Below are 24,260 nucleotides of genomic sequence, written 5' to 3'. Positions count from 1 at the left end.
CATGCTGGGCAGAACGGCAAACGGGCTCTACTGGATGTTCCGGTATATTGAGCGCGCTGAAAACATCGCCCGGCTTATCGATGCGGGCCTGCGCGTTTCCCTGACGCGCAGCGGCAGCGGCGATGAGGACTGGGACGGCGTGTTGCAGAGTGCCGGCGTGCACGAAGCCTTTCTCGAAACGCGCGAGAAGGTGACGGCGGCCAATGCGATCGATTATCTCCTGCGGGACAAGGCAAACCCTTCGAGCGTCATGTCCTGCATCGAGGCAGGCCGCAACAATGCCCGCATGGTGCGCACCGCGTTGACGCGCGAGACATGGGAAGCCACCAACGAATTCTGGATCGAGCTGAAGAACATCCTCGGCCGCAAGCTCAGCCATGCCGAACTGCCGCAGACCATCGATGTCATCAAGCATCGCGCCGGTCTGGTGCGCGGCGCCTTCCACGGCTCGATGCTGCGCAACGATCTCTATAATTTCTCCCGCATCGGCACCTTCATCGAGCGCGCCGACAACACCGCCCGCATTCTCGACGTAAAATATTACGTGCTGCTGCCGGCCGTGGCGCATGTCGGCTCCTCGCTCGACAATGCCCAATGGGAATCCATCCTGCGCTCGGTCTCGGCGCACCGCTCCTATGGCTGGGTCTACGATGCGGAATACAAGCCCGCCAACATCGCCGACTTCCTCATTCTCAACGGCCGCATGCCGCGCTCGCTCGCCTATTGCTATGAGAAGATCACCAGCAACCTCAATTACATAGCTGAGGATTACGGTGAAAAGCACAAGGCGCATGAAACGGCGGAAAGCATTCGCGACAGTCTGCGCAAGACGACGATCGATCGCGTCATGGATGAAGGCCTGCACGAGTTTCTGGAGAGATTTGTCAACCGGAACGGGCAGTTGGGGCAGGAAATCATGGAAGGCTACCGCTTTTATCTGTAAGCGCGTGGACGGGGACAGCTTATGCGTCTGAAAATCACCCATACGACCGAATATGTCTATGACGAGCCGATGCCTTATGCATTGCAGCGACTGCGCCTGACGCCACAGACCGGCCCGTGCCAGACGGTGGAGGACTGGGATGTATCGGTCGACGGCGCCACCGTCGAAGTGAGCTATGACGACCATTTCGGCAACCGTGTCGCATTGGTCGAGACCGAAGGCCCGCAACGCAGGGTCAAGGTCGTGGCTGGTGGCCTCGTCATAACCGAAGACAGGGCCGGCATGGTCGGCCCCCACACCGGCAGTGCGCCGCTATGGCTCTTCCTGCGCGAGACGCCGCTGACGAAGCCCGGCAAACTCGTGCGCGAACTGGCGAAGGCCAGCACCGGCAACAGCGAGCTAGAGCGCCTGCACGACCTGATGGAGAAGATCAACAGCAAGGTGGAATATGTGCCGGGTTCGACCGACACCGAAACCACCGCCGAACTGGCACTCGAAGCCGGCAAGGGCGTCTGCCAGGACCATGCCCATATCCTCATTTCCGCCGCCCGGCTGATGGGCCTGCCCGCCCGCTATGTTTCCGGTTATCTGATGATGGAAGACGTAGCGGAGCAGACGGCAACCCATGCCTGGGCCGAGGTGCATCTGCAGGGGCTTGGCTGGGTTGGCTTTGACGCCGCCAACAATATCTGCCCTGACGATCGCTACGTACGCATTGCCCTTGGCCTCTGCTACCGCGACTGCGCGCCGATATCGGGCATGCGGATCGGCCCGGCCGGCGAAACGCTGAACGTTTCGGTGACCGTGCAGCAATCGCAGAGCCAATCGCAAAGCTGAGACAATGGCCGGCAGAGACGACGAAACGATCGGCTTTTATACGGATAATGCCGGGTCCTATACGTCGAGAGGGCAAACGGCGGACCTTCCCCATCTGGAAAAATTCCTGTCGCGCCTGCCCAAAGGCGCGACCATCCTCGAACTGGGGTGCGGTGGCGGGCAGGACAGTGAATTCATGCTCGCTGCAGGCTTCGATGTGCGCCCGACGGACGGCACACCCGAAATCGCCAAGGCGGCCGAAACGCGGCTCGGCATTCCCGTCGCAACATTGCTGTTCGAAGATATCTGCGACGTGGAGACTTATGACGGCGTGTGGGCAAATGCCTGCCTGTTGCATGTTCCCCGCCCTGCCCTTTCCGGCATCATCCGCCGCATCCATACGGCGCTGAAACAGGGCGGCGTTTTTTACGCCAGCTTCAAGGCCGGAGAAGCGGAAGGCCGCGACACGTTCGGCCGCTATTACAACTATCCTTCGAAAACCTGGCTTGAGGACCTGTACGGGCATTTCGCCTGGGCAGGGGTGGAAATAGAAGCACGACACGGCAGCGGTTACGACAAGCTGCCAACCGACTGGCTGCATGTGACGGCAACGAAACCCTGATCCGCTTTCAACAACCTGTGGGTTGCGAAAGCCCGCCGTGACCGGTTAAATCGCCGCAGCAACCGATCAGGGAGAGGGCTTTTTGTACAGTATTTCCGACTATCGCGACTGCCAGTCCCATGGACCCATCATTGCGGAACGGGTCTGGACGGCATGGTGGCAGGATAGTGGCCTCCAGGTCGGCGATGTGGCTGAACATCTGAAAGACATGGTGAACCCCCATGCCCTGCCGACCGGCTTCGTCGCCCATGACGACAAGGGTTACGTCGGCTCCGCCTTTCTTATCCATTGCGATCTGGAGGAGCGGCCACAATATCTGCCATGGGTTGCCGCACTCTGGGTGGAGGAAAACAGCAGACGTTCAGGTGTCGCCCGGGCGCTGATGCAGGCCGCAACCCAACGGGCCGCCGAACTTGGTCACGACATCAGCTACCTGTGCTGCCAGCGCCGTCTCGAAACCTATTATACGAACTGCGGCTGGACCGTTCTGGAACGTGGTGTTGGCAAGCACAACCTGACGGTGCTGACCTACAGCACGAAAACATAGACTGTCCGCTATATCCGTTGCCAGACATCGGGGAGGAACCATGAAACCGCCAGCCGCCCTTATGGAAACGGCGATCTACGCCAACGATCTCGACGCCGCCGAGGCCTTTTATCGCGATGTCTTCGGGCTGGAGGTGGTGCGCAGGCTACCGGGCCAGTTCGTGTTCTTCAAATGTGGCCGGCAGATGCTGCTGGTCTTCGATCCGCAACAATCGCGCACGGCCACCCCCGACAATCCGATCCCGCGCCACGGCGCCACCGGACAAGGCCATTTCTGTTTTTATGCAAAAGACAAGTCGGAAGTGGACGACTGGAAAGCCCGCTTCGAGGAGCTTGGAATTCCCATCGAACACTATCACCGCTGGCCGAATGACAGCTATTCCGTCTACATCCGCGACCCGGCCGGCAATTCCGTGGAGGTGGGCGAAGGCAGGCTGTGGGGGTTCGAGTAAGCCCCAGATACCCGGAAGAACACTATGAAGAACATTTTTGTCGTCACGCACACCCAGTCCGTCCATCATGTCGAGAACAAGGTTGGTGGCTGGTATGATACCGAACTGACACCCAAGGGAAAAGCCGATGCGCAGGCGACGGCCGAGAAACTTGTGGCCTTGATCGGCAACGCATCAGTCGAAATCTTCAGTTCCGATCTTCTGCGGGCCTCCCAGACTGCGGCAATCATTGCTGAACACCTCAAGTCCCCTTTTGAAACCACGGATGGCCTGCGGGAAATCAGCTACGGTTCGGCGGGTGGTATGCCGCAGGAATGGCTCGACGCCCGTCAGATACCGGCCCCCCATCACGACCGGATGGATCATCGTGGCGGAATTGCTGATGGCGAAACGAGACGAGAGTTGGCCGAAAGAGTGTACCGCGCCGTGGACACGATTATATCGCGTCCTTGCCCCACGCAGATCATCGTTACCCATGGCTTCGCTCTTACCTTCGTCATCGCGGCATGGATCAAAATGCCGATCGACAGCGTCGGTTATGTCAGCTTTCCCGCGTCTTCCGGCAGCATTACGCACCTAAGACAAGACGATTACTGGCAAAACCGCGGCGTTATCGCTTTGGCGGATGTGTCCCACCTGAAGACAAGCCGGGGATGACGTCGAGAGGGGGACGCTGAGCGACCCCCTCCCTCAACCATTTAGCGTGCAGCCCCGGTAGATCAGATCTGCCGAACCGTGATTTCTTCTTCCGCATTAACCGCAAGCGGGTTCCTCAGCGGCAGGCCGAAACCAGCGGCCTCGATCTCGAACACGTCACCCGCTTCCGGCTTGATGCCCTCCGCAAAAGAGAGCGTCGCGGTACCGAACATGTGCACATGGACGTCACCAGGTGCGCGGAACAGGCCGTATTTGAAGTGGTGATATTCGAGGTTCGCGAAAGTGTGGGACATGTTGTCCTCACCCGAAACAAACGGCTTTTCGAAAATGACCTTGTCGCCACGACGGATGCGCGAGGTGCCGCGAATATCCGACGGCGCAACGCCGACGCGGATTTCCGGGCCGAAGCTTGCCGGGCGCAACTTGGAATGGGCGAGGTAGAGATAGTTGATCCGCTCGGTGACGTGGTCGGAAAATTCGTTCGACACGGCAAAGCCGATGCGCACGGGTTCGCCCTTGTCGGAGATCACGTAGATGCCGGCCATTTCCGGCTCTTCGCCGCCGTCAAGCGCAAAGGACGGAGAGGTGAGAGCAGCACCGGGTGCCGCTGCGACATAGCCGTTGCCCTTGTAGAACCACTCGGGTTGAACGCCCTTTTCGCCAGCCTTCGGCTTGCCATTTTCCAGACCCATGCGGAACATCTTCATGGAATCCGTCAGGCTTTCCTCGGCGGCTTCCGTGGTCTTTTTGTGCATGCTGTCGCGGGTAGCAGCAGAGCCGAGATGGGTCAGGCCCGTGCCTGTCAGATGCAGATGCGCCGGATCGGGATGGGTGATCGGCGGCAGAAAGCGACCTTCAGCGTAAGCCGTTTCAAGATCGACGGCATCGCCGAGACCATGGGCGGACACAACATCGGCAAGGCTCTTGCCACCATTGGCAGCTTCCATGGCGAGCGCGTAAACCGATTGAGCGCCGTTGACGGCGTGCGCCTGTCCACCTTCTTCGCGAACGGCGACGGTGATTTTGCCACTGGCATCCTTGATCTGTGAAATGAGCACGGGATTTCCTTCCTGCGGCGCAACGCGCCTTATCTTCTTCGGCGCGTTGCGCCTTCACCTTATGAAAGTGGCCGGAAACCGGCCACTTTTTTGACTTGCTATATTGGCTGGGCAATCAGCCCTTGTTCTTGTTGTAGACGTCGAAGAACACGGCAGCGAGCAGCACGAGGCCCTTGACCATCTGCTGGAAGTCGATGCCGAGGCCGACGATCGACATGCCGTTGTTCATGACGCCCATGATGAAGGCACCGATAACAGCACCGGTGATCTTGCCAACGCCGCCGGAGGCCGAAGCACCGCCAATGAAGCAGGCCGCGATCACATCAAGCTCGAAGCCAACGCCTGCCTTCGGCGTTGCCGAGTTGAGGCGTGTCGCGATGATCATGCCGGCCAGACCGGCCAGTACACCCATGTTGACGAAGGTTAGGAAGCTCAGGCGTTCGGTGTTGATACCGGAAAGCTTGGTCGCCTTCTCGTTGCCGCCCATGGCGTAAACGCGGCGGCCAATGGTCGTGCGGCGGGTCACGAAGCTGTAAAGCGCAATCAGAACCAGCATCACGATCAGGACGTTCGGCAGGCCACGATAGGTGGACAGCTGGTAGCCAAGGAACAGAATAGCGCCTGAGATGAGCAGGTTCTGCACAATGAAGAAACCGAACGGCTCCACGTCGATGCCGTGCTTCACGTTCACCACGCGACGGCGCCACGCCAGATAGAACAGCACGACCGTAATCACCAATGTCAGGATCATCGACGTCGTGTTCAGACCTTCGATGCCACCGATATCAGGCAGGAAGCCGGTGCTGATGATCTGGAAATCCGTCGGGAACGGGCCGATGTTCTTGCCGCCGAGCACAAAAAGCGTGAGGCCGCGGAACACAAGCATGCCCGCCAGCGTCACGATGAACGACGGGATGCGATGATAGGCGATCCAGTAACCCTGGGCAGCACCGATGATACCGCCGATGACAAGACAAATCAGCGCCGCGAGAAACGGGTTCATGCCCCATTGCACGGTCAATATGGCCGCAATCGCGCCGACGAAGGCGACGATGGAACCGACCGAAAGGTCGATATGTCCGGCCACGATGACCAGCAGCATGCCAAGCGCCATGATGACGATGAACGAGTTCTGCAGGATGAGGTTGGTCAGGTTCACGGGCCGGAACAGAATGCCGCCGGTATAGAACTGGAAGAAAACCATGATAGCGACGAGCGCGATCAGCATGCCGTATTCGCGGATATTGGAGCGAATATACGACCCGACCGAGATGACGTTGCTTTCTTCGTTTGTGGTGTTTGCCGAACTCATGAGTTCTTCTCCCCTGAGCGCATGATAGCGCGCATGATGCTTTCCTGGCTCGCCTCTCCCTTCGGCAATTCAGCGACGATGCGGCCTTCGTTCATGACGTAGATGCGGTCGCAATTGCCGAGCAATTCAGGCATTTCCGATGAGATCATCAGAACGCCTTTGCCGTCGGCAGCGAGCTGGTTGATGATGGTGTAGATTTCGTATTTCGCGCCAACGTCGATACCGCGTGTCGGCTCGTCGAGGATCAGGACATCAGGATTGGAGAAGAGCCACTTGGAAAGCACGACCTTCTGCTGGTTGCCGCCCGAAAGATTGACCGTTTCCTGAAAGATGCCTGAAGAGCGGATGCGAAGGCGTGTGCGGAAATCGCTCGCCACCTTCATTTCCTTGATGTCGTCGATGACGCTGGCCTTCGACACGCCGGCCAGATTGGCAAGCGTGGTGTTGTGCAGAATGTTGTCGTTGAGCACCAGACCGAGATGTTTGCGGTCTTCGGTCACATAGGCAAGGCCGGCATCGATTGCCTTGCGCACGGTGCTGACATCCACGGGCTTGCCGTCGATCAGAACGTCGCCGGTGATCTTGTGGCCGTAGGACTTGCCGAACACGCTCATGGCGAATTCCGTGCGCCCTGCCCCCATCAGCCCGGCAATGCCGACGACTTCGCCCTTTCGCACGGTGACGTTGATGTCGTGCAGGACCTTCCGGTCGCGGTGCTGCTGGTGATAGGCGTTCCAGTTCTTCACTTCGAGAATGGTCTCGCCGATCGGCACGTCGCGCGGCGGATAACGATCTTCTAGATCGCGTCCCACCATGTTGCGAATGATGACGTCCTCGCTGATTTCTTCCTGATGACAGTCGAGCGTCTTCACCGTCATGCCGTCGCGCAGCACGGTGATCTGGTCGGCCACCTTGCGCACTTCGTTGAGCTTGTGGGTGATGATGATCGACGTCATGCCCTGCTTGCGGAACTCGATCAAAAGGTTGAGCAGAGCCTCGGAATCGCTCTCGTTGAGCGAGGCGGTCGGCTCATCAAGGATGAGAAGCTTCACGCTCTTCGACAACGCCTTGGCGATTTCGACCAGCTGCTGCTTGCCGACGCCGATATCCGTAATTAGCGTCTCCGGCGATTCCTTCAGGCCCACCTTCTTCAGAAGTTCGCGGGTACGGTTGAAGGTCTGCTGCCAGTTGATCACGCCGCCCGAAGCGACCTCGTTGCCAAGGAAAATATTTTCGGCAATCGACAGGAGCGGCACAAGCGCGAGCTCCTGGTGAATGATGATGATACCAATATCTTCGCTGTCGTTGATGGCGCGAAAATTTCGCACAGCACCTTCATAGTGGATCTCGCCCTCATAGGTGCCAGCGGGATAAACACCGGAAAGGACCTTCATCAAGGTCGACTTTCCAGCGCCGTTCTCGCCAACGAGCGCGTGGATCTCACCTTCCTTTACCTTAAGGTTGACGTTCTCAAGCGCTTTTACGCCCGGAAACGTCTTGGTGATGTTCCGCATTTCGAGAATGGTATTGGCCATATCGCAATCCAGCGCCCGATTAATTCAGGCGTTTTTATTTTTATGGAAAAACGGGGACGGCGCCAAGCCATCCCCGCATGTGTTGCAGGCTTATTTCAGCTGATCTGCGGTGTAGTAACCACCGTCGACGAGAACCTGCTTGTAGTTGTCTTTGGTCACGGCAACCGGCTTGAGCAGGTAGGACGGAACAACCTTGACGCCATTTTCATAGGTCTTGGTGTCGTTCACCTCAGGCTCTTTGCCCTGCAGAACGGCGTTGACCATGCCAACAGTAACCTTCGCGAGTTCGCGAGTGTCCTTGAAGATGGTCGAATACTGTTCGCCAGCAATGATCGACTTGACCGACGGAACTTCAGCGTCCTGACCGGAAACGACCGGCAGCGGCTGGTCCTTCGTGCCATAACCAACGCCCTTCAGCGAGGAGATGATGCCGATGGACAGACCGTCATAGGGCGACAGAACAGCGTCAACCTTTGCGTCCGTGTAATAAGCCGACAGGAGGTTATCCATGCGAGCCTGGGCCGTTGCCGGATCCCAACGCAGCGTACCGACCTTGTCCATGCCCATCTGGCCCGACTTTACGACCAGCTTGCCGCTGTCGATGTAAGGCTTCAGAACCGACATCGCGCCATCGTAGAAGAAGAAGGCGTTGTTGTCGTCAGGAGAACCGCCGAACAGCTCGATGTTAAACGGACCCTTGCCGTCCTTCAGGCCAAGCTTGTCGACGATCGAAGTTGCCTGCAGAACGCCAACCTGGAAGTTGTCGAAAGTGGCGTAGTAGCTGACGTCGCCGCTGTTGCGGATGAGACGGTCATAAGCGATGACCTTGATGCCCTGCTGACCAGCCTGCTTCAGAACGTCCGACAGGGTCGTGCCGTCGATCGAAGCAATCACGAGGACCTTAACGCCCTTGGTGACCATGTTTTCGATCTGGGAAAGCTGATTCGGAATATCGTCGTCGGCGTATTGCAGATCGGTCGTGTAACCGGCTTCCTGCAGCTGCTTGACGATATTGTTGCCGTCATCGATCCAGCGCGCGGAAGACTTTGTCGGCATGGCGATACCGACAGAACCCTTGTCCTGCGCGAAAGCCGGCGCTGCAAAGGAAGCAGCACCGATGGCACAAGCCGCCATCAGCGAAATAATGGACTTCATTAACTCTCTCCCTTGAACCCTCTTTGGTACCCGCTTGTTGCGTTGCACCATAAAATTCATGCCATCAGAGGAAGAAGCCGCATTGCGCCCGTTCCGATCTCGCAACTGCGAAATGGAACAGATGCCGCTCCTCCCCGGCATTCCGCAAATTGTTCTGAATCCATATAACTGTCAAATAGAATAAATCAGTTTACGTATATCAATTATGATATATTAAATCGATACAATAACCATTGAGGGGTATAAACCGGCGAATGAGCAACCAAAAAGTGTATGAGCAGACGCAAACAGCGGATGCGCTCTTCGTCTTCGAAGACAACCCTTTGCTGCGCGCCGGCTTGAAGATGAGCCACCTGCGCATGCTGGTCATGATCGAGGAGCACGGGCAGGTCAGCGCTGCCGCCGCCGCCATGAACATGACGCAGCCGGCGGCATCGCGCATGCTCTCGGAAATGGAAGCAATCGTCAAAAGCCCGCTCTGTCAGAGAGCGTCGCGTGGTGTGGTGCTGACCAAGTTCGGCGAGGCGCTGGCGCGGCGCGCCCGCACCATATTGCTGGAGCTGCGTGAGGCGAGCCGCGAACTCAACCAGATGAAATCCGGCAGCGGCGGATCGGTTTATATCGGCGCCGTCACCGCGCCGGCAATCAGCCTGGTCGTGCCCGCCATAAGACGGGCGATGGACACCTATCCCGGTATCGAGATCAACGTGCAGGTGGAAAGTAGCAACGTGCTGGCGCGGGAACTTCTGGCCGCACGTCACGATTTCATCATCGGCCGCATCCCCGATGATTTCGACCCCGGCCTGTTCTCCATCCATGAAATTGGCATCGAGCGCGCCTGCCTGGTGGTTCGCGAGGGCCACCCCCTGCTCCACGGCGAGCCCGTGACATTGCAGGATCTGTCCGGTTACGACTGGGTCTTCCAGCCGCCCGGCGCGCTTTTGCGCAGAACGATGGAAGACGTGTTCCTCACTCACGGCGTCGCCATGCCGCGCAACGTCATCAACACGCCATCCGTGGTGCTGACGCTTGCCCTTATCTGCAACACGGATGCAATTGCGCCAATCGCGCAGGACATGGCCGAGTTCGTGGCCGGTCAGCAGGCCGATATCGGCCGCACCCGCATCCTGCCGACGGATTTCGAGCTTGTCGTCAAGCCATACAGCATCATCACCACCAAAGGCCGCGTTTTGCCGCCCAGCGCCCGGCTTCTCTACGATCTGGTTCTGGATGAAAGCCGCAAACTGACGGGCTTTTGAGGAAGGCAAGCCAGACGCCAACTTCATTGTATATAGAGGCCGGATTTATCGGGACTTGCCCAGGGAATAGCCGCATGCTTTTCGGACAATCCGTCTTCGAGTCGGTCGTTGAAAGACTGAGACAGGAAAAAGAAGACGAAAGCGCGGAGCCGACGCCGCCCGCCGGTCATCGTATTGTGGGTTTCAGCTCTGGCTTCGTCGTGGATACCTATCCGGATGCACCGCAACCGGGAAACGCCAGTCTCGACGCCTATCTGGCCTTTCTGCCGGAGCCCGTTGCGCTTGCCGAGCCCCAGCCGGAACCCCAACCCGAACCCATGCCGGCCCATCTCGAAAAGACCTCGCTCGCGGATGTTTCAGCAGAACTGGCCATCCATGAAACCGACACCGCCGCAACGCTTGCGGAAAAGCGCCGCGCCTTCGCAAGGCTCAATCATCCCGACGGAGTGAGACCGGAATTCCGGCACAATGCGACGCTGCGCATGACAGCGGCAAATCTCCTGATTGACCAGGCGATCCGGATGCTGCGAACCCGTGAACATTTCCAGTAGAGGCAGGTAGCGGTTTTACGCCCGGAAAGCTCGCCTCAGCCGGCGTCGTTTCTATCCGTGGGTGCGCTTTCCACTGGCTCGTCTGAATCGTCCCTGGCCGCGTCAGCCTTGCCTCCAGCGTTCTCCTCGCTGGCGGGCTTGAACTTCAGCAACAACTCATAGGCCGCATAGACCGCCACGCCGCCGACAACCGTTCCCCAGAAAAATTCGCGATTGACGAATTCGATGACGGACCAGGCGGCGCAAAAGCCGACGATGAGCAATCTGACCCACAAGCGGCGATAAAGCGGATGGCTCGTATCGATAATCAGCATGGCGTTCCCGTTTCGGGCCTTTCCAGAACATTGCGCAGTTGCGGCATGACGAGCGCCAAAGGCGTACGCACGTCCAAGGCGTCTTGGCCGTTTCGCAGGAAAATTGCAACGCAAATCGACCCGCTACCAATCAGACCCTCGTGAAAGGGAGAGGCAGGGGGATTGCCGACCGGCTTGACCGATACCGCTACCGCTCAGTCCCGCAGGCGTCCAAGCAGGGCCAGCAGCTGGTCACGGGCTTTTCTGCCGCCGATCCGGTCGATCAGCTTTTCCTCGCGGTCACGCCATGCATCGGAAAGGCGCTCAAGAAGGCTGCTGCCCTCATCCGTCATGTCGAGGAAATGAACGCGCCTGTCCTCTTCCGACCTGCGGCGGACAAGCAATCCCTTGCTTTCCATGCTATCGACGATCGCGACGAAATTGGCACGCTGTATGCCAAGTGCCTCGGCCACATCGCTCTGCTTGAGGCCCGGATTGCCGCCGACGATGACGAGAACGGAAAAATCGGCCGGCCGCAATCCCATCTCCGCCAGCACGTCGGAAAAGCCGTTTGCCACGGCAAGTTGCGAGTGCCTCAAATGATAACCGATCGCGGTCGTCAACAATCCATAGTCGATAGAGTTTAAATGTTCCGCCTGCGTGCCGCCGCTTTCGGCCTTTTCCGCCCGTGGCCCGTTGCTATGTGCCAATTGCAAAGCCATCCGATCCCCCGCCTGATTCGTTCCTTAACCCTGCCGGAATGATAACCGACAACAGGACTAAACTGTATCCCAAATAAATGTAGATGATACTAATATTGTATAATAATTTGACAGTTAATACCCATTGCGACAACCCCTGTCTCGTAATCACCATCGGGCGCAAAAGAAAAGTATGATTATTTACCCGCCGATTTTTAGGGTCAAAAACCATCTCCCCCGCCTAGTTTGAAAGGCAATACGACAATCAACCCGCCTGTGTACAAAAGTGCCAGGACAGCCGCTGGATGCAGACGTAAAATACTACTTAAAAGGGAAACGTCTTATCAGGAAGAAACGCAATACCGCAAACAACATACCGCCCTGCTATCGCAAACATTCAGACAGCAGCCCTCACAGCAACCCACGCTCTCCCCCACACCGGAAAACAGGCCCCATTTCGTAAATCTTTGATTTTTAGACATTGATGCGGAAAGAAAGCTGGGGTATGAACCAACCGCTGCACGCGATTCAAGCGTGACCGCTGCACCCGTAGCTCAGCTGGATAGAGTGTTGGATTCCGATTCCAAAGGTCACAGGTTCGAATCCTGTCGGGTGCGCCATTTTACGCATTTAACGCGCAAATGCACAGAGGTCACCATTCTGCGGGCGTCATGACACGTCCGCCAGCAAGCGGAAACGCCGGGCCACATTTCGAGGGAAAAGAACGGAAAACGGCTGATCGTCTCACAGCCGCGCTTCGTTGGTTTTCTTACAATATTCATGCCGGCTACAGGAAATGTCAGTCGGCAAAACATTGACGAGGGCTGTTGCCCCCGTCCCCATCGATCAGTGACAACGTCAAAGAGAGCGTGTCATCCACCCCGGGCAAAAGACCGTGGCTTTCGCACCGCCGCCCATCGCTGAATGATGGAAGCCATGACGGCAAGACCGGCCATGACGGTGAACGCCGTGGAAATATCGCGATAGGTCACGGCAAAACCGAACCGGGCGATCCAAGGCTGGCTTGCCAGCGGCGATATGAAATGCCCGAGAAACATCGATGCCGTAACGACGCCGGCAATACGCCCGCGCAACCGCAGCGGCGCAAGCATGATCGTCGAGGACATGATAGCCGGCATCACAGCACCGAGGCCAAGGCCCACCACCGCAAGCGCCGAAAGCATGGAAACCAACCCGTCTGCCGCGGCAAGCAGCGCAAAACCCGTTGCCATCAACACCAGCCCGACCGCCAGAATAACGGTCACGCCAATCCGCGCCCCCAACCGACCGAAGTTGAGTGCCATCAGCGCGCCCGCCAGATTGAAGATGCCGATGGCGTATCCGGCAACGCTGCCGGAAAACAGCCCAAGCTCCCGCAGGAAAAACGGCAATTGCGAGGGGATGGTGTAAAACAGGGCGTTGACGAGAAATACCGCCAGTGCCAGCACGGCCACCAGAAACCAGTTGACCGCAAAAGCCTGTTCGCCGCCGTTTTTAACGTGGCTATTGTTTCTTGCCGGCTCCCGCAAAAACAACAGTGCCGCCGGCAGAATGAGCAGCGCCACGGCATAGACCGCGAAGGGCGCGCGCCAGTGAACATCCGCCAGCAAGCCTCCCGCCACCACGAAAACGACACCGCCAAGCTGGGTGAAGGCCTGTTGCAGGCCGAGATAACGCTCCCGCGCCGGGCCTTCGAAATAATCGCCCACCAGCGCCGTGCCGATCGTCATGATGCCGCCGATCGCAAACCCCAGAAAGGCCCGGCCAACGAGCAGGCCCGCAAGACTATCGGCAAAAAGCCCGGACATGCCGGAAAGGCTGTAAAGCAGGATCGCGCCGAGCAGCAGCCGCTTGCGGCCGAACCGATCCGCCAGCACGCCGGCGACCGGCGCGCAAAGAGCCACGAAAACCGATGGTAACGTCAGCACCATGCGGCTCATGATCTCGACATTCGGCGTCGACAGGAAGCTCTGTTCGATGGCGGGCAGCGAGGGCGCAACCGTGGTTCCGGCCATGATGGTGAGTGTGGCGACGAACAGAAGCGTGAGTTTCAGCGACGGGGAATTGTCAGTCATTCTCAAGCCCCTTTGTAGGGTGTTGCGGAACGCGCCTTATTCAACGCATGCGCCCACCAGCCCAGCTTGCCCATCATCGTTTCCAGCGCGCTTGCCGCTGGCGCTCCGGGGTCGAACTGCCCGGCGGCATCGACACGGTCCCAGGGATTTGCAAAGCTGACGACATCGCGGATCGTCGTGGCATGCAGTTCCGCAAACACGGGGCGAAGCTGCTCGACAGCGCGCAGGCCGCCGGAAATCCCGCCATAGGAAACGAAGGCCACCGGCTTGGCGCCCCATTCGTCATAGGCGGAATCGATCAGGACCTTCAGCGCGCCGGGGTAGCTGCGATTATATTCCGGTGTGACGACGATGAAGGCATCGGCGGCATCAAGGCTTTCACGAAGTTGCCGCACGGAGGCGCGGTCGGGCGTGTGGCCCTGCGGCAGATCAAGTTCGCGCGGGTCGAGCACCGCAAACTCGATCCCCGGCAATGCGCCCAGCCGGTCCTGCAGCCATTTGCCGATGACATCGCAGAACCGCGGATTGCGGGCACTGCCAAAAATGATCCGGATGGAGAGTGTATTATCGCTCATGGAACGTCCTTCAGTAATGTTCCACTCCCTGATAATTCCTCAACTATAGTTGAGGTCAATGGCCGCAACGAAAAAAAGCGGCAGGCGTTGAGCCTGCCGCTTTCAACTCAATGTCGCTGGGAGCCTGTCGAAGACTTCAGGCGGCCGCGCGCCGCAATGCCGTTGCAACCGTGTGGATATGGGCAGCGCCAATGCCGCAGCAGCCGCCGATCATGGTTGCGCCGGCATCAGCCCAGGAGCAGGCGAACCGCGAATAGACATCGTCGGTCAGGTCGGTGCGCGTGCCGTGCAGACCTTCATTGGCGGCGGAATCGCCCTGTTCACCTTCGAAGGCATTGGCATAAACGCCGATCTCAAGCGAAACGCCCTTTTCCGCAAAGACGGCGGATGCCGTTTCCACGGCGGCTTTCATGATTTCCGGCTTGCTGCAATTGAACAGAAGGGCGGCAGCGCCAGATTGCGCGGCCCATTCGGCAGCCGCCTTTACCGTTTCACCAGAGCGCAGCGCAGGCTCGCCGCCGCCTGTCGCGGCCGCATCGTCGTTCAACGTGAAGGAAATCCAGAACGGTTTGCCGGTTGCGGCCACGGCTTCCCGCACCGCTTCGCCTTCGGCGATCAGGCTCAGCGTCTCACCCAGCCAGACATCTAAAGAAGGAGCGAGATTGTCGACCAGCACCTTCAGATAGTCCTGTACCCGCGTTGCATCGAAATTCTGCGGCTCATAGGAGCCGAAGATCGGCGGCAGCGAACCGGCCACCAGCACGTCGCGGCCGGAGGCGTCCGCAGCCTCGCGTGCCAGCCTGCCGGAAAGGGCGATCAGCGATGCGCCATCCTTCTGGAAACGCTCCTCGCCGATATGGAACGGCACCAGCGCATAGGAATTGGTGGTGACGACATCGGCACCGGCCTCGATGAATTCCTGATGCACCTGCCGCACGATATCAGGTGAATTGATGAGCGCCAGCGCCGACCATTCCGGTTGTTTCAGCTCGGCGCCGAGCCGCTGCAATTCGCGGCTCATGCCGCCGTCGAGAATACGGATAGTGCCCATGTTCATGCTCCTTGAACGGTTTACCGCCGGACCGGCACCTGCTGTTCGATGAGACCGAAACAGCGGGCAATTATGGCGGTGAGAATGAGATAGAAGACGGTGACGACGATCAGCGGCTCATAGACGAGCAGCGTGTCCTGCCGCACCTTGTAGGCCACGGCATAGAGGTCCATCACCGTCACGGTAAAGGCAAGCGGCGTGGCTTTGAGCTGCATCACCACCTCGCCCGCAATTGTCGGCAGCGCGATGCGGATGGCGCGCGGCAGCCAGATGCGGCGAATAAGGGTGAAACGGCCCATGCCGAAAGCCCGGCCGGCCTCCAGCTCACCCTTTGGCACAGCCAGCAACGCGCCGCGCAGAACCTCGGCCTCATAGGCCGCGTAATTCAGTGTGAAGCTGACGGCGGCGAAAAAGAAGCCCTCGCGCAGCACCGGCCACATGAAACTCTGACGTAAGCCGGGGATCATCGGCAGAAACGAGCCGACGCCATAATAGAGCAACCAGAGCTGGATCAGAAGCGGTGTGCCGCGAAAGAAGGTGCAATAGGCGCGCGCCAGAATTTTTGTCACCCGCCCGCCGCTGACCTGCGCGAAGGCAAGCCCGATAGCGAGAAGAAAACCAATGCTGACGGAGATGACGAGCAGCGCCAGCGTTTGCCAGGCACCGGACAAAAGCAGCGGCCAATATTTGGCGATCCATGAAAAATCCATGCCGCTTCCCCTTTATGCCAACGCCGGCTGGCCGCGCCGCACACGGCGCTCCAGCAGCGAAAAGACGAGGTTGGAAACCAGCGTAATGGCAAGGTAAAGCAGGGCTGCGGCAAGAAAGAACAGGAAATATTGCTTGGTGCTGGCCCCCGCCAGCCGTGTCGCAAGCGCCAGTTCCTGATAACCGACAACCGCCACCAGCGCGCTATCCTTCGTTACCGCAAGCCAGAGATTGGCAAGGCCCGGCAGGGCGTTCGGCAACAGTGCAGGCAAGACCACACGGCGGAAACGCAAGGCCGGCGACATGCCGAAGGCGCGGGCCGCCTCGATTTGCCCGTTCGGAATGGCAAGGATCGCACCGCGCAGCACCTCAGTCATATAGGCACCCTGCACGAAACCCAGAACCGCAACAGCGGCAACGAAACCGTTGACTTCCAAAGGCGGCAGGCCTGCCAGTTGTAGCAGCCGGTTCAGGCCATCAGTACCGGCGTAATAAAGCCCGACGATGAGGATCAGTTCGGGAACGGCGCGGATTGCCGTCGTGTAGAGATTGAGCAGAAGGCCAAGCGGCCTGTTGCCGGAGAGCTTGCCAAGTGCACCGGCAAGCCCGATGACGATGCCGATCAGATAGGCACCGGCGGAAATGGCAAGCGTCGACGCCGCACCCTTCAAAAGGGTGCCGCCCCATCCCGGAGGATAGGGTGACAGCAGTTGCAGCGTGGTTTCAAGGCTTGCCATTTATGTGACCGGTCAGGAGAAATTACTTACCGTAGATATCGAAGCTGAAGTATTTCCTGGTGATCTCGTCATACTTCCCGCTGGCGCGAACGGCGGCGAGAGCAGCGTTCAGCTTGTTCTTGAGTTCGATGTCGTCCTTGCGCAGGCCGCCGGAAACGCCAAGGCCGAGGATTTCCTTGTCATCCGCAACGTTGCCCATGTCGGCGCAGCAATCCTTGCCGGCATCGCTCTTCACGAAGGCATCGAGAACGAGCGAGTCGCCGAACACGTAGTCGATACGGCCGGCTGCGAGATCCTGAAACGCCTCGTCCAGCGTCTGATAGGTCTTTTCGTCTGCGACAGCAGCGAAATATTTCTTGTAATATTCGGACTGGATGGTCGCGACCTGAATACCGATGGTCTTGCCCTTGACGTCTTCCGGCGCCGCACCCGGCTTGCCATCCTTGGCGCCGATCAGCTTGCTCGGCGTGTTGTAATATTTGTTGGTGAAATCGATGACCTTCTCGCGTTCTTCCGTGTTGGACATGGACGACCAGATAACATCGAACTTCTTCGTCTGCAGAGCCGGGATGAGGCCATCCCAAGAAAGCTCGACGATCGAGCATTTTTCTTTCATTTCCGCGCAGACGGCGTCCATGAGATCGATTTCCCAGCCCTGCCACTTGCCGCTGGCATCCTTGGCGAAGAAGGGTGGGTAGGATTCGTTCATGATGCCGAAGCGGACATCGGCGCTGGCGGTGAAGGCGGAAACCGCAAATGCCGTTCCGGCAAGCAGCGTGGCGAAGAATTTCATTTAAAGTCTCTCCTGTTAAAACAAACGGCGAAGCGAAACGGCCATCACGCCAGCGCGCCGGTAAATTCCCTGCAACGGGCGCTTACCGGATTGCCGAACACCTGCGCCGGTGGCCCCGCTTCCTCCACACGGCCCTGATGCAGAAACATCACCTCGGTGGAAACATCGCGCGCAAAGCGCATCTCGTGAGTAACGAGCAACATTGTGCGGCCTTCCTCGGCCAGATCGCGGATGACCTTCAGCACCTCGCCCACAAGTTCCGGATCGAGCGCCGAGGTGGGTTCGTCGAACAGCATCACCGCCGGCTCCACGCAGAGCGCGCGCGCAATCGCGGCGCGCTGCTGCTGCCCGCCGGAGAGGAACGCCGGATAGGCATTTTTCTTGTTGTAAAGGCCAACTTTGTTCAGCAGGGCTTCGGCCTTTTCCACCGCCTCCTGCCGCTTGACGCCGAGAACGTGAACAGGCGCTTCGATGACATTTTCCAGAACGGTGCGGTGGGCCCAGAGATTGAAATTCTGGAACACCATGCCAAGCCCTGTCCGCAGCTTTTCCACTTGCCGCCAGCTTTTCGGCACAGCCTTGCCGTCCCTGCCAATCTTCATGGCGATCTCCTCGCCATTGACGATGACCCGGCCGCGATCCGGCGTTTCGAGAAAGTTGATGCAGCGCAGGAAGGTACTCTTGCCGGAACCGGACGAGCCGATGATCGATATGACATCGCCTTTGTGGGCCTTCAGCGAAACGCCCTTCAAAACTTCGTGTGCGCCGAAGCTCTTGTGGATGTCATCCGCTTCGAGCGCACAGGCGCCTGTATCTGCCATTTATTGACCTTGCCGATCCGGTTCATTGCGTGTCGAGCAAAATGCGGAGCGGTTTTGCGACAGGACATGCATAACAACAAAGACTTAAGCCACGCATGTTTAGCGAAACCCGCTGCAAACGCGCGCAATATCAGGCTCTTTTACACATTTGAAACGAAAAATCATTTCAAAATATCATCTGCGAGCAACGATCTGCGCGATTTGCCCCTGATGCGCCTCGCCACGCTGGCCGCGTTACTGCCAGTCAGGGCCAATTGCGGTTCCGCCTGCGCCTCATCCTCGACAAGGCTGGCATTCGCCTGCAAACGCAGGCCCATCACGGCAACGACGAGGAAAAACCAGACGAAACCGGTACTGAGGAAGAACATCGTTTCGAGAAAGCCGTAGAGCAGGACATAAAGCCAGACGCCGACATAGAGCTTCGTCAGCGGGCTCTTGCGCGTGGCCTCATCCATCTTGCCGAGATCGCGAAGCGGCATCAGACAAATCCACGTCAGCACCAGAATAAGACCTGGCACGCCGCCGCCAAGCACAAGGTCGAAATAGCCATTGTGGGAATCCGGCGCCGTCGTTGCCCAGGTATTGTTCTCGGTGAAGCTCGTCATCAGGGTGTCGCTGCGCCAGAAGGCCTGGTAGCCGTATCCGACGATCGGGCTTTGGCGGATATAATCTATGGAGACGGTCCAGATATCGGTTCTGCCGGTGAAACTGGCGTCGATCCCCAGTTTCGTCAGCATCTGTGAAAAGACCGGATCAACGGTCGTGCCGACGATCACCACGGCGAAGGTTCCCAGAAGCACGGTCACAACAGCGTAACGCCATCTTGGCCAGCCCACGATGAACCAGCCCGTGGCGATGATGATCGGCATCAGGCCGAGCGCGGTCTTGCCACCCGACTTGACGAGAAAGATCAACGACAGCAACAGAACCGCCAGGCCGCCGATAAGGGACCAGCGCTTGCACAGATAAATCCCGACGATCATCAGCACCGCCATGATCGAGGCTGCCTCGTTCTTGTGGCGGAAGACCCCGCGCCAGTTGCCTGCGAGGAGCGGCTCCAGCGCATCGCTTGCCTGATGGATCGACCGCGACGGCAGGACAGCAACGCCGAAATAACAGAGGAACAGGATGATCAGCACGCATGTGGCAAGCAGCGTGGTGAAATGCCGCTCGGTGCGCGGCAATTGCAGGAAGCAGCTGGCGAGCACGCAGATGATGGCGCACATGGCAAGCCGCCGCAGCGAAAACACCGGCGCGCCGCCCACCACCGAGGTGAAGATATACCAGCCGAAGATCGCGAGCATCAGCAAACGCGGCGTAAAGACGATGGAAGACGACCGCTCCTTTGCCATGAACGCCACGAAACTGATGAGCAGGATGATCGCGGTGAGCTGGTTGAGGAGGTTGGACCCGGCCGCCATGGCGGACCCCAGATAGGTCGAGGAAAGCGAGATATAGGGCGAGAAGCCGACCGTGAAATAAAAGAACGTCACATAAAACAGTGCATTCCGCCAGGCGACACTCGCCTGCTCATCATGCGCTGCATCCATCAGGTAATTTTCTCTACCTTTTTCCATACGTTCTCACATCGTACCCGATGCTTCGTCTCGGTAAAATGAATATCCCGTCAAAACCCTATTTTTTAGTTATCCATAATACACGGAGGAATAGCGCCGGGACTTGCCGCTTTTTTCTTCAGGAAATCGGAATCGGTAGACAAGGGATACCACCCTCGCATCTGGAAGTTAAATTCCAAAACTCAAAAATAACAGCAAAATTGCTCCATATTTCGTCCATTAGTTGCTTGTTTAAGTATATTTTGTTAACCTAACGCAATACGGGCAGCATCCACTAACAGATTGAAACAAGGCGTTTTATTCTCCGGATGATATTACGGTACCGCAGAATTGCAAGTTTTATACCTATATTAAGATATTAAAATCTACACTGCCTATGGTTGATTTCATAAACGCGTAAATAGCTGGAAACCGACGGTGGACGTTCCGATACACACCAATATGGACGATAGCAACAACGAAGGGGCGACACAACGCCCGGTTCAGCCAGCTGCGCCCGGCGTTCGACCCATGCGCAGGGACGATCTTCCGGCTGTCGAGGTTGTGCTCAACAGCGCGTTCAAAAAGACCGGGCTTGATAGAAACTTCGACTTCGGCGCTTACGTCGAAACATTGTTTTTCAGCAGTCCTGTGTTTGATCCCGAATATGGCAGCGTTGTCTACGATGCTGGAGAGAGCGGCGTTACCAGCGTTATCCTTGCCGTCCCCATGCGTTTTGTCGCGAATGGAAAACCCATTACCGCAAGGTTGTTATGTGCTTTCGCGTCGAAAGGAAAACTCGGCGCACTCGGCGCCGCGCGCCTGTCCCGCGGCATGCGCGCGACGAAACACGATATGCTGTTTTCAGACACGGCCTCCCCCGTCAGCGCCGATCATTGGCTTGCGATCGGCGGCAGCATGTTGCCGATGGAAAGCCTGCAATGGCACAAGGCGCTCAAGCCTTTCAGCGCGATTGCCCTGCGCATGCCGCGCCGTTCGCAGGTAGTCAAATCCAGGCCCGGACTTATGGCACTTGGATTTGTGGACCGTATCCTGCGATCGTGGAAAAAGGGCATAAGGCCCAATGAAGTTGCCGGTACCACGGTCAGACCGGTGGATTTCGAAACGTTCCGACGCAACGCGCTGACAATGATCGAGCGTTTTTCCGTCCGCCCGGAATGGTCCCACGAGGAATTCCACTGGCTGATCGAAATGAGTAAAACCAACGGCACCCTTGGTGAATTGAGCAGCCTGGCGATCGAAAATGCCGAAGGCCGCATCATCGGCGCTGCCCTGTTTTTCGGACAGGCGGGACGGACCGCCTATGTGCTGAACCTCGTCTGCGATGCCGGTCGCGAAAACGACGTGCTCGGTGCGCTGTTCCGCCATTTCGATGATGAGAACTATGCCCATGTCACCGGCATGTCGCAGCCGTTTCTCATGAACGCGCTCTACCGTCAGAACCACGTGACCTTCCATCATCGCGGTTATTTCTGCATGGCCACCCGCGATGAAGCCCTCCGGGATCGGGCGCTTGCCGGCGATATCTATATTGGCGGGCTAAGTTCGGAAAGCTGGAGCAAGCTCATCACAGATTTCTAAGGCACTTGCGCCGGTTGTGAAGAAAATGCCGAGCCTTCTATGCCCCAGTGAAACGCTGGACATTCGCTGAAATCAGGTGACGCAGCGCCTTCGCGTAACGTTTGGAGCGCGTCTTGGCCGCAAGGGCGCTCGACCAGTCTACCATCGATCCGTTGATATCGAAATCTCCGAGCTGGCCTTCGGGAACGTCACCCTTTTCGATGCGCTCGACGATGGAGCCCAGCGCCGCGTAAAACTCGGGCGAGCGATAGGGCGGATGCAGCGAATACATGCCCTTGCCCGTGCCGAGAAAATCAAGCCGGTATACGCCGATGCGCATCATATTGTCGCTCAGCACCTCTTCGGCAGGCATTGAGACCGGTTGCTGATTATAGGCATAGGAGCGGATGCGCCGTTTGACGTCGGGTCTCAGCAGTTCGAGCGAGCCGATACGCTTGGCGAAACGGTCCATGTCGATCATGAACAGGCGGGTGGAAACTGTCGCGAACCGCCATGTGGGAACGCGGCTCGGCAGCTTGCGCGGTTCGGGAATGTTCTTCACCCCCGGCATGCCGACATGGCGGGAGATATCGAGATCGCCGCGCACGGTGGGCGGCCCGGAAAACGGCGTGATGCAGAGCGCGTCCGGGTTGGCCTTCTGCAGCGCAATGGCTTCGTTGAACCAGCTCTGGCTGCCGCCGCCAAACATCATGTCGCTGTCCATATGCAGCACATAACGGGCGTTGGCACGTTTCAACCCGTGGAAATAAACATGGAAAGGCCCGCCGTCGAAAGCCTTGGCGGGATAAGGAACCGGCGAGCGCGAAAAGAACGTCTCCGCCACCGCACTGCGCGCCGCATCGCTATAGTCGGCAATATCCACATACAGATGCGGATAGTTGGACTGCATTTCCTCCAGCATGTCAAACAGGCGTTTGCTGGCGGCCTCGAAACCGTTGCCCTTGTAGCGGCCGGCTCCAACCTGGCCGGTATCCACCGTCAGGAGAATGCGGTCCACCTGCCCGCCCCAGACCCGCAGCTGATGCGGAACGGTCAGGGCCGCATGCGGTGCGTCGAAGGGATGCAGATTGATTTGCAGCGCCTTTTGTACGGGAGGAAGCGGCATTTCAGCAGTCATAATTACGCACCACGGTTCCGGAATTCATTGATGACGGCCATCATGGGTTTTTCGTTGAAGCTCCAGTCGAGCGGCAGCGGCCGGTTCGCGGTGCCATCCCGGCGGGGATAGGCCCAGCGGATCCAGGTATATTGGTCCGAAATGCCCCATGTGGTGATGGAGGAAAGCGGGCCGCCTTCGCACGCCGCTTCGAGAAAATCGCGGACCTGACCGTTTATCAGCATGTCGCGCTCGGCTTCCGGGGCGGGAAGCGTCTGGTCCATCGCATCCAGTTCCGTCACCAGAACGGCAAGACCATAACTGCGCATTTCCTTGGTAAAGGCGGCAAGCTCGTCTTTCGCAATGGGCCAGCCACCGCGCAGATGCCCCTGCAGGCCGATAGCGTTGATCGGAGCGCCTTTCTCTAGCAACTCGAGAATGAGATTGCGGAAGGCCGCGCGCTTGGCCGGCGATTTCTCGACCGCAAATTCCACATCATATTCGTTGAGGACGAGCTGGGCCTTCGGATCGACGGAATGGGCGATGTCAAAGGCCTTTTTGATGGCGTCCGGGCCTGCGCCATAATACCAGGCGTCGCGGCGCGAGCGCACATTGCCGGGCACGTCGGGGATAGGTTCATTGACCACATCCCAGCTGTGTATCACGTCCTTGTACCGTTCCATCACCTTGACGATGTGGGTTTCCATCAACTTCTCGACCTTCGCGCCGCTGCCGATGCTGGCAAGCCAGGGCGCGTTGGAAGCGTACCAGATAAGCGGATGACCATGCATGGTGAGTTTGTTCTGGCGCGCGAAGTTCGCAAGCGCATCGGCAGCGGCAAAATCGAAAACGTCTGCCGAAGGCCGCATGACCTCCCATTTCATCTCTGTGACTGGGGTGATGCGCGAGCAATATTTGACCACCGCTTCGCCGATGCGGCTATCGGCGGTAAGGTCCGGCAGATAGATGGCCGCACCGTAAGGGGCAATCTTTGTCGACGTTTTCCTGGTAGCGGCAACGCCCTGCCCTGCCATGGCATGCAACAGGCCCGCGCTTGCAGCACCACCCAGAAAATTCCGCCGCCCGATCCGCATTCGCCCGCCTCCACAACCCCGGCGCATCGGCCTGAAAATCGAAAGCGATTTTCGACAGGGACGATGCGCATATCACAACTGTCAGAACGTCATTGATGCGTCCCAATGGCCGCACGACGCTCTAATTCTCAAAACATAACATCTTGATCATGCCAAAAGGATATTAAAGATTTGCAAGGTTAACTGACGCTATACCACGTCACAATTGGCGCAAGCCGGCTTAATCCGGTAGTAACTTCAGTGTGAGAATTA

25 protein-coding genes and 1 tRNA gene are annotated in these 24,260 nt (G+C 58.1%); 10 read left to right on the top strand and 16 right to left on the bottom strand.

Annotated features, from left to right (window positions below; all coding sequences use genetic code 11):
• Window position 1: 1 nt before the first annotated feature.
• The 6 genes from F617_RS0109440 to F617_RS0109415 all read left to right on the top strand — a co-directional run bounded on the left by F617_RS0109440 (window position 2) and on the right by F617_RS0109415 (window position 4,036).
• Window positions 2-943 carry an alpha-E domain-containing protein gene (locus F617_RS0109440; protein ID WP_003513700.1) on the top strand — a complete coding sequence of 314 codons (942 nt, stop codon included), beginning with the start codon at window positions 2-4 and terminating at the stop codon, window positions 941-943.
• Window positions 944-964: 21 nt separating this feature from the next.
• Window positions 965-1,780: a transglutaminase family protein gene (locus tag F617_RS0109435; protein WP_003513702.1), complete on the top strand. Its 816-nt coding sequence runs from the start codon at window positions 965-967 to the stop codon at window positions 1,778-1,780.
• 4 nt (window positions 1,781-1,784) lie between these two features.
• Window positions 1,785-2,381, top strand: coding sequence for a bifunctional 2-polyprenyl-6-hydroxyphenol methylase/3-demethylubiquinol 3-O-methyltransferase UbiG (locus F617_RS0109430; RefSeq protein ID WP_019565148.1), 597 nt, complete (start codon window positions 1,785-1,787; stop codon window positions 2,379-2,381).
• 82 nt (window positions 2,382-2,463) lie between these two features.
• Window positions 2,464-2,928 carry a GNAT family N-acetyltransferase gene (locus F617_RS0109425; RefSeq protein WP_019565147.1) on the top strand — a complete coding sequence of 155 codons (465 nt, stop codon included), beginning with the start codon at window positions 2,464-2,466 and terminating at the stop codon, window positions 2,926-2,928.
• 40 nt (window positions 2,929-2,968) lie between these two features.
• Entirely contained in the window at window positions 2,969-3,379 is a 411-nt protein-coding gene (locus F617_RS0109420) for a VOC family protein (RefSeq protein WP_019565146.1), read from the top strand.
• 24 nt (window positions 3,380-3,403) lie between these two features.
• Window positions 3,404-4,036 carry a histidine phosphatase family protein gene (locus F617_RS0109415; protein ID WP_003513710.1) on the top strand — a complete coding sequence of 211 codons (633 nt, stop codon included), beginning with the start codon at window positions 3,404-3,406 and terminating at the stop codon, window positions 4,034-4,036.
• A gap of 62 nt (window positions 4,037-4,098) precedes the next feature.
• On the opposite strand, the gene araD1 is transcribed toward F617_RS0109415, so the two are convergent.
• From araD1 to chvE, 4 genes are all read right to left on the bottom strand, one after another.
• Window positions 4,099-5,094 carry a 2-keto-3-deoxy-L-arabinonate dehydratase AraD1 gene (gene araD1, locus F617_RS0109410; RefSeq protein ID WP_019565145.1) on the bottom strand — a complete coding sequence of 332 codons (996 nt, stop codon included), beginning with the start codon at window positions 5,092-5,094 and terminating at the stop codon, window positions 4,099-4,101.
• Between the two features lie 115 nt (window positions 5,095-5,209).
• Window positions 5,210-6,406, bottom strand: coding sequence for a sugar ABC transporter permease GguB (gene gguB, locus F617_RS0109405; protein ID WP_003513714.1), 1,197 nt, complete (start codon window positions 6,404-6,406; stop codon window positions 5,210-5,212).
• Window positions 6,403-7,941 carry a sugar ABC transporter ATP-binding protein GguA gene (gene gguA / locus F617_RS0109400; RefSeq protein WP_003513716.1) on the bottom strand — a complete coding sequence of 513 codons (1,539 nt, stop codon included), beginning with the start codon at window positions 7,939-7,941 and terminating at the stop codon, window positions 6,403-6,405. Before gguA ends, gguB begins: the two co-directional genes overlap by 4 nt.
• Before the next feature lie 90 nt (window positions 7,942-8,031).
• Window positions 8,032-9,096, bottom strand: a complete 1,065-nt coding sequence (gene chvE, locus F617_RS0109395; RefSeq protein ID WP_003513717.1) for a sugar ABC transporter substrate-binding protein ChvE — start codon at window positions 9,094-9,096, stop codon at window positions 8,032-8,034.
• Window positions 9,097-9,350: 254 nt separating this feature from the next.
• On the opposite strand from chvE, the gene F617_RS0109390 reads away from it, so the two are divergent.
• Together F617_RS0109390 and F617_RS0109385 are read left to right on the top strand one after the other, a co-directional pair.
• A complete protein-coding gene (locus F617_RS0109390; RefSeq protein ID WP_003513718.1) occupies window positions 9,351-10,355 on the top strand; it encodes a LysR family transcriptional regulator in 1,005 nt (334 codons plus the stop codon).
• Between the two features lie 74 nt (window positions 10,356-10,429).
• Complete coding sequence (locus F617_RS0109385; RefSeq protein ID WP_019565144.1) at window positions 10,430-10,906, top strand: hypothetical protein; 477 nt, start codon at window positions 10,430-10,432, stop codon at window positions 10,904-10,906.
• A gap of 35 nt (window positions 10,907-10,941) precedes the next feature.
• On the opposite strand, the gene F617_RS0109380 is transcribed toward F617_RS0109385, so the two are convergent.
• Together F617_RS0109380 and F617_RS0109375 are read right to left on the bottom strand one after the other, a co-directional pair.
• Complete coding sequence (locus tag F617_RS0109380) at window positions 10,942-11,220, bottom strand: hypothetical protein (RefSeq protein WP_019565143.1); 279 nt, start codon at window positions 11,218-11,220, stop codon at window positions 10,942-10,944.
• Window positions 11,221-11,414: 194 nt separating this feature from the next.
• Window positions 11,415-11,921: a MarR family winged helix-turn-helix transcriptional regulator gene (locus F617_RS0109375; protein ID WP_019565142.1), complete on the bottom strand. Its 507-nt coding sequence runs from the start codon at window positions 11,919-11,921 to the stop codon at window positions 11,415-11,417.
• Between the two features lie 522 nt (window positions 11,922-12,443).
• Here F617_RS0109375 and F617_RS0109370 point away from each other — a divergent pair.
• Window positions 12,444-12,520 (top strand) — tRNA-Arg (locus F617_RS0109370).
• A 252-nt stretch (window positions 12,521-12,772) separates the two neighbouring features.
• Here F617_RS0109370 and F617_RS0109365 read toward each other — a convergent pair.
• From F617_RS0109365 to uppW, 8 genes are all read right to left on the bottom strand, one after another.
• Window positions 12,773-13,975, bottom strand: a complete 1,203-nt coding sequence (locus tag F617_RS0109365) for an MFS transporter (RefSeq protein WP_019565141.1) — start codon at window positions 13,973-13,975, stop codon at window positions 12,773-12,775.
• A gap of 2 nt (window positions 13,976-13,977) precedes the next feature.
• The gene (locus tag F617_RS0109360; protein WP_019565140.1) at window positions 13,978-14,550 is read right to left on the bottom strand and encodes an NADPH-dependent FMN reductase; all 573 of its coding nucleotides are present in this window, start codon (window positions 14,548-14,550) and stop codon (window positions 13,978-13,980) included.
• A gap of 136 nt (window positions 14,551-14,686) precedes the next feature.
• The gene (locus F617_RS0109355; RefSeq protein WP_019565139.1) at window positions 14,687-15,601 is read right to left on the bottom strand and encodes a homocysteine S-methyltransferase family protein; all 915 of its coding nucleotides are present in this window, start codon (window positions 15,599-15,601) and stop codon (window positions 14,687-14,689) included.
• Between the two features lie 20 nt (window positions 15,602-15,621).
• A complete protein-coding gene (locus F617_RS0109350) occupies window positions 15,622-16,311 on the bottom strand; it encodes an ABC transporter permease (protein WP_013636681.1) in 690 nt (229 codons plus the stop codon).
• A 12-nt stretch (window positions 16,312-16,323) separates the two neighbouring features.
• Complete coding sequence (locus F617_RS0109345) at window positions 16,324-17,046, bottom strand: ABC transporter permease (protein ID WP_013636682.1); 723 nt, start codon at window positions 17,044-17,046, stop codon at window positions 16,324-16,326.
• 22 nt (window positions 17,047-17,068) lie between these two features.
• Window positions 17,069-17,839 carry a transporter substrate-binding domain-containing protein gene (locus tag F617_RS0109340; protein ID WP_019565138.1) on the bottom strand — a complete coding sequence of 257 codons (771 nt, stop codon included), beginning with the start codon at window positions 17,837-17,839 and terminating at the stop codon, window positions 17,069-17,071.
• Window positions 17,840-17,883: 44 nt separating this feature from the next.
• Entirely contained in the window at window positions 17,884-18,660 is a 777-nt protein-coding gene (locus F617_RS0109335) for an ABC transporter ATP-binding protein (RefSeq protein WP_019565137.1), read from the bottom strand.
• A 161-nt stretch (window positions 18,661-18,821) separates the two neighbouring features.
• The gene (gene uppW / locus F617_RS0109330; protein ID WP_019565136.1) at window positions 18,822-20,237 is read right to left on the bottom strand and encodes a Wzy-type polysaccharide biosynthesis protein UppW; all 1,416 of its coding nucleotides are present in this window, start codon (window positions 20,235-20,237) and stop codon (window positions 18,822-18,824) included.
• Between the two features lie 510 nt (window positions 20,238-20,747).
• Here uppW and F617_RS0109325 point away from each other — a divergent pair.
• On the top strand, window positions 20,748-21,818 hold the full coding sequence (locus F617_RS0109325; RefSeq protein ID WP_026330759.1) for a hypothetical protein: 1,071 nt from the start codon (window positions 20,748-20,750) through the stop codon (window positions 21,816-21,818).
• Between the two features lie 37 nt (window positions 21,819-21,855).
• Here the strand turns inward: F617_RS0109325 and uppG are convergent, their stop codons facing one another.
• Window positions 21,856-22,935: a polysaccharide biosynthesis glycosyltransferase UppG gene (uppG, locus tag F617_RS0109320; RefSeq protein ID WP_019565134.1), complete on the bottom strand. Its 1,080-nt coding sequence runs from the start codon at window positions 22,933-22,935 to the stop codon at window positions 21,856-21,858.
• A gap of 2 nt (window positions 22,936-22,937) precedes the next feature.
• Window positions 22,938-24,008, bottom strand: coding sequence for a polysaccharide biosynthesis UDP-hexose transferase UppI (gene uppI, locus F617_RS0109315; RefSeq protein WP_003513843.1), 1,071 nt, complete (start codon window positions 24,006-24,008; stop codon window positions 22,938-22,940).
• Between the last annotated feature and the right edge of the window lie 252 nt (window positions 24,009-24,260).

Source organism: Agrobacterium sp. 10MFCol1.1 (assembly GCF_000381165.1).
GTDB lineage: Bacteria > Pseudomonadota > Alphaproteobacteria > Rhizobiales > Rhizobiaceae > Agrobacterium > Agrobacterium tumefaciens.
This window is presented reverse-complemented; position numbering and strand designations above follow the sequence as displayed.

Excerpts from the sequence above, each read along its gene's own strand:
- F617_RS0109440 (WP_003513700.1), top strand. The coding sequence starts at position 2 with ATGCTGGGCAGAACGGCAAACGGGCTCTACTGGATGTTCCGGTATATT.
- F617_RS0109435 (WP_003513702.1), top strand. The coding sequence starts at position 965 with ATGCGTCTGAAAATCACCCATACGACCGAATATGTCTATGACGAGCCG.
- F617_RS0109430 (WP_019565148.1), top strand. The coding sequence starts at position 1,785 with ATGGCCGGCAGAGACGACGAAACGATCGGCTTTTATACGGATAATGCC.
- F617_RS0109420 (WP_019565146.1), top strand. The coding sequence starts at position 2,969 with ATGAAACCGCCAGCCGCCCTTATGGAAACGGCGATCTACGCCAACGAT.
- F617_RS0109415 (WP_003513710.1), top strand. The coding sequence starts at position 3,404 with ATGAAGAACATTTTTGTCGTCACGCACACCCAGTCCGTCCATCATGTC.
- gguB (WP_003513714.1), bottom strand. The coding sequence starts at position 6,406 with ATGAGTTCGGCAAACACCACAAACGAAGAAAGCAACGTCATCTCGGTC.
- gguA (WP_003513716.1), bottom strand. The coding sequence starts at position 7,941 with ATGGCCAATACCATTCTCGAAATGCGGAACATCACCAAGACGTTTCCG.
- chvE (WP_003513717.1), bottom strand. The coding sequence starts at position 9,096 with ATGAAGTCCATTATTTCGCTGATGGCGGCTTGTGCCATCGGTGCTGCT.
- F617_RS0109390 (WP_003513718.1), top strand. The coding sequence starts at position 9,351 with ATGAGCAACCAAAAAGTGTATGAGCAGACGCAAACAGCGGATGCGCTC.
- F617_RS0109385 (WP_019565144.1), top strand. The coding sequence starts at position 10,430 with ATGCTTTTCGGACAATCCGTCTTCGAGTCGGTCGTTGAAAGACTGAGA.
- F617_RS0109380 (WP_019565143.1), bottom strand. The coding sequence starts at position 11,220 with ATGCTGATTATCGATACGAGCCATCCGCTTTATCGCCGCTTGTGGGTC.
- F617_RS0109375 (WP_019565142.1), bottom strand. The coding sequence starts at position 11,921 with ATGGCTTTGCAATTGGCACATAGCAACGGGCCACGGGCGGAAAAGGCC.
- F617_RS0109365 (WP_019565141.1), bottom strand. The coding sequence starts at position 13,975 with ATGACTGACAATTCCCCGTCGCTGAAACTCACGCTTCTGTTCGTCGCC.
- F617_RS0109360 (WP_019565140.1), bottom strand. The coding sequence starts at position 14,550 with ATGAGCGATAATACACTCTCCATCCGGATCATTTTTGGCAGTGCCCGC.
- F617_RS0109355 (WP_019565139.1), bottom strand. The coding sequence starts at position 15,601 with ATGGGCACTATCCGTATTCTCGACGGCGGCATGAGCCGCGAATTGCAG.
- F617_RS0109350 (WP_013636681.1), bottom strand. The coding sequence starts at position 16,311 with ATGGATTTTTCATGGATCGCCAAATATTGGCCGCTGCTTTTGTCCGGT.
- F617_RS0109345 (WP_013636682.1), bottom strand. The coding sequence starts at position 17,046 with ATGGCAAGCCTTGAAACCACGCTGCAACTGCTGTCACCCTATCCTCCG.
- F617_RS0109340 (WP_019565138.1), bottom strand. The coding sequence starts at position 17,839 with ATGAAATTCTTCGCCACGCTGCTTGCCGGAACGGCATTTGCGGTTTCC.
- F617_RS0109335 (WP_019565137.1), bottom strand. The coding sequence starts at position 18,660 with ATGGCAGATACAGGCGCCTGTGCGCTCGAAGCGGATGACATCCACAAG.
- uppW (WP_019565136.1), bottom strand. The coding sequence starts at position 20,237 with ATGGAAAAAGGTAGAGAAAATTACCTGATGGATGCAGCGCATGATGAG.
- F617_RS0109325 (WP_026330759.1), top strand. The coding sequence starts at position 20,748 with ATGCGCAGGGACGATCTTCCGGCTGTCGAGGTTGTGCTCAACAGCGCG.
- uppG (WP_019565134.1), bottom strand. The coding sequence starts at position 22,935 with ATGACTGCTGAAATGCCGCTTCCTCCCGTACAAAAGGCGCTGCAAATC.
- uppI (WP_003513843.1), bottom strand. The coding sequence starts at position 24,008 with ATGCGGATCGGGCGGCGGAATTTTCTGGGTGGTGCTGCAAGCGCGGGC.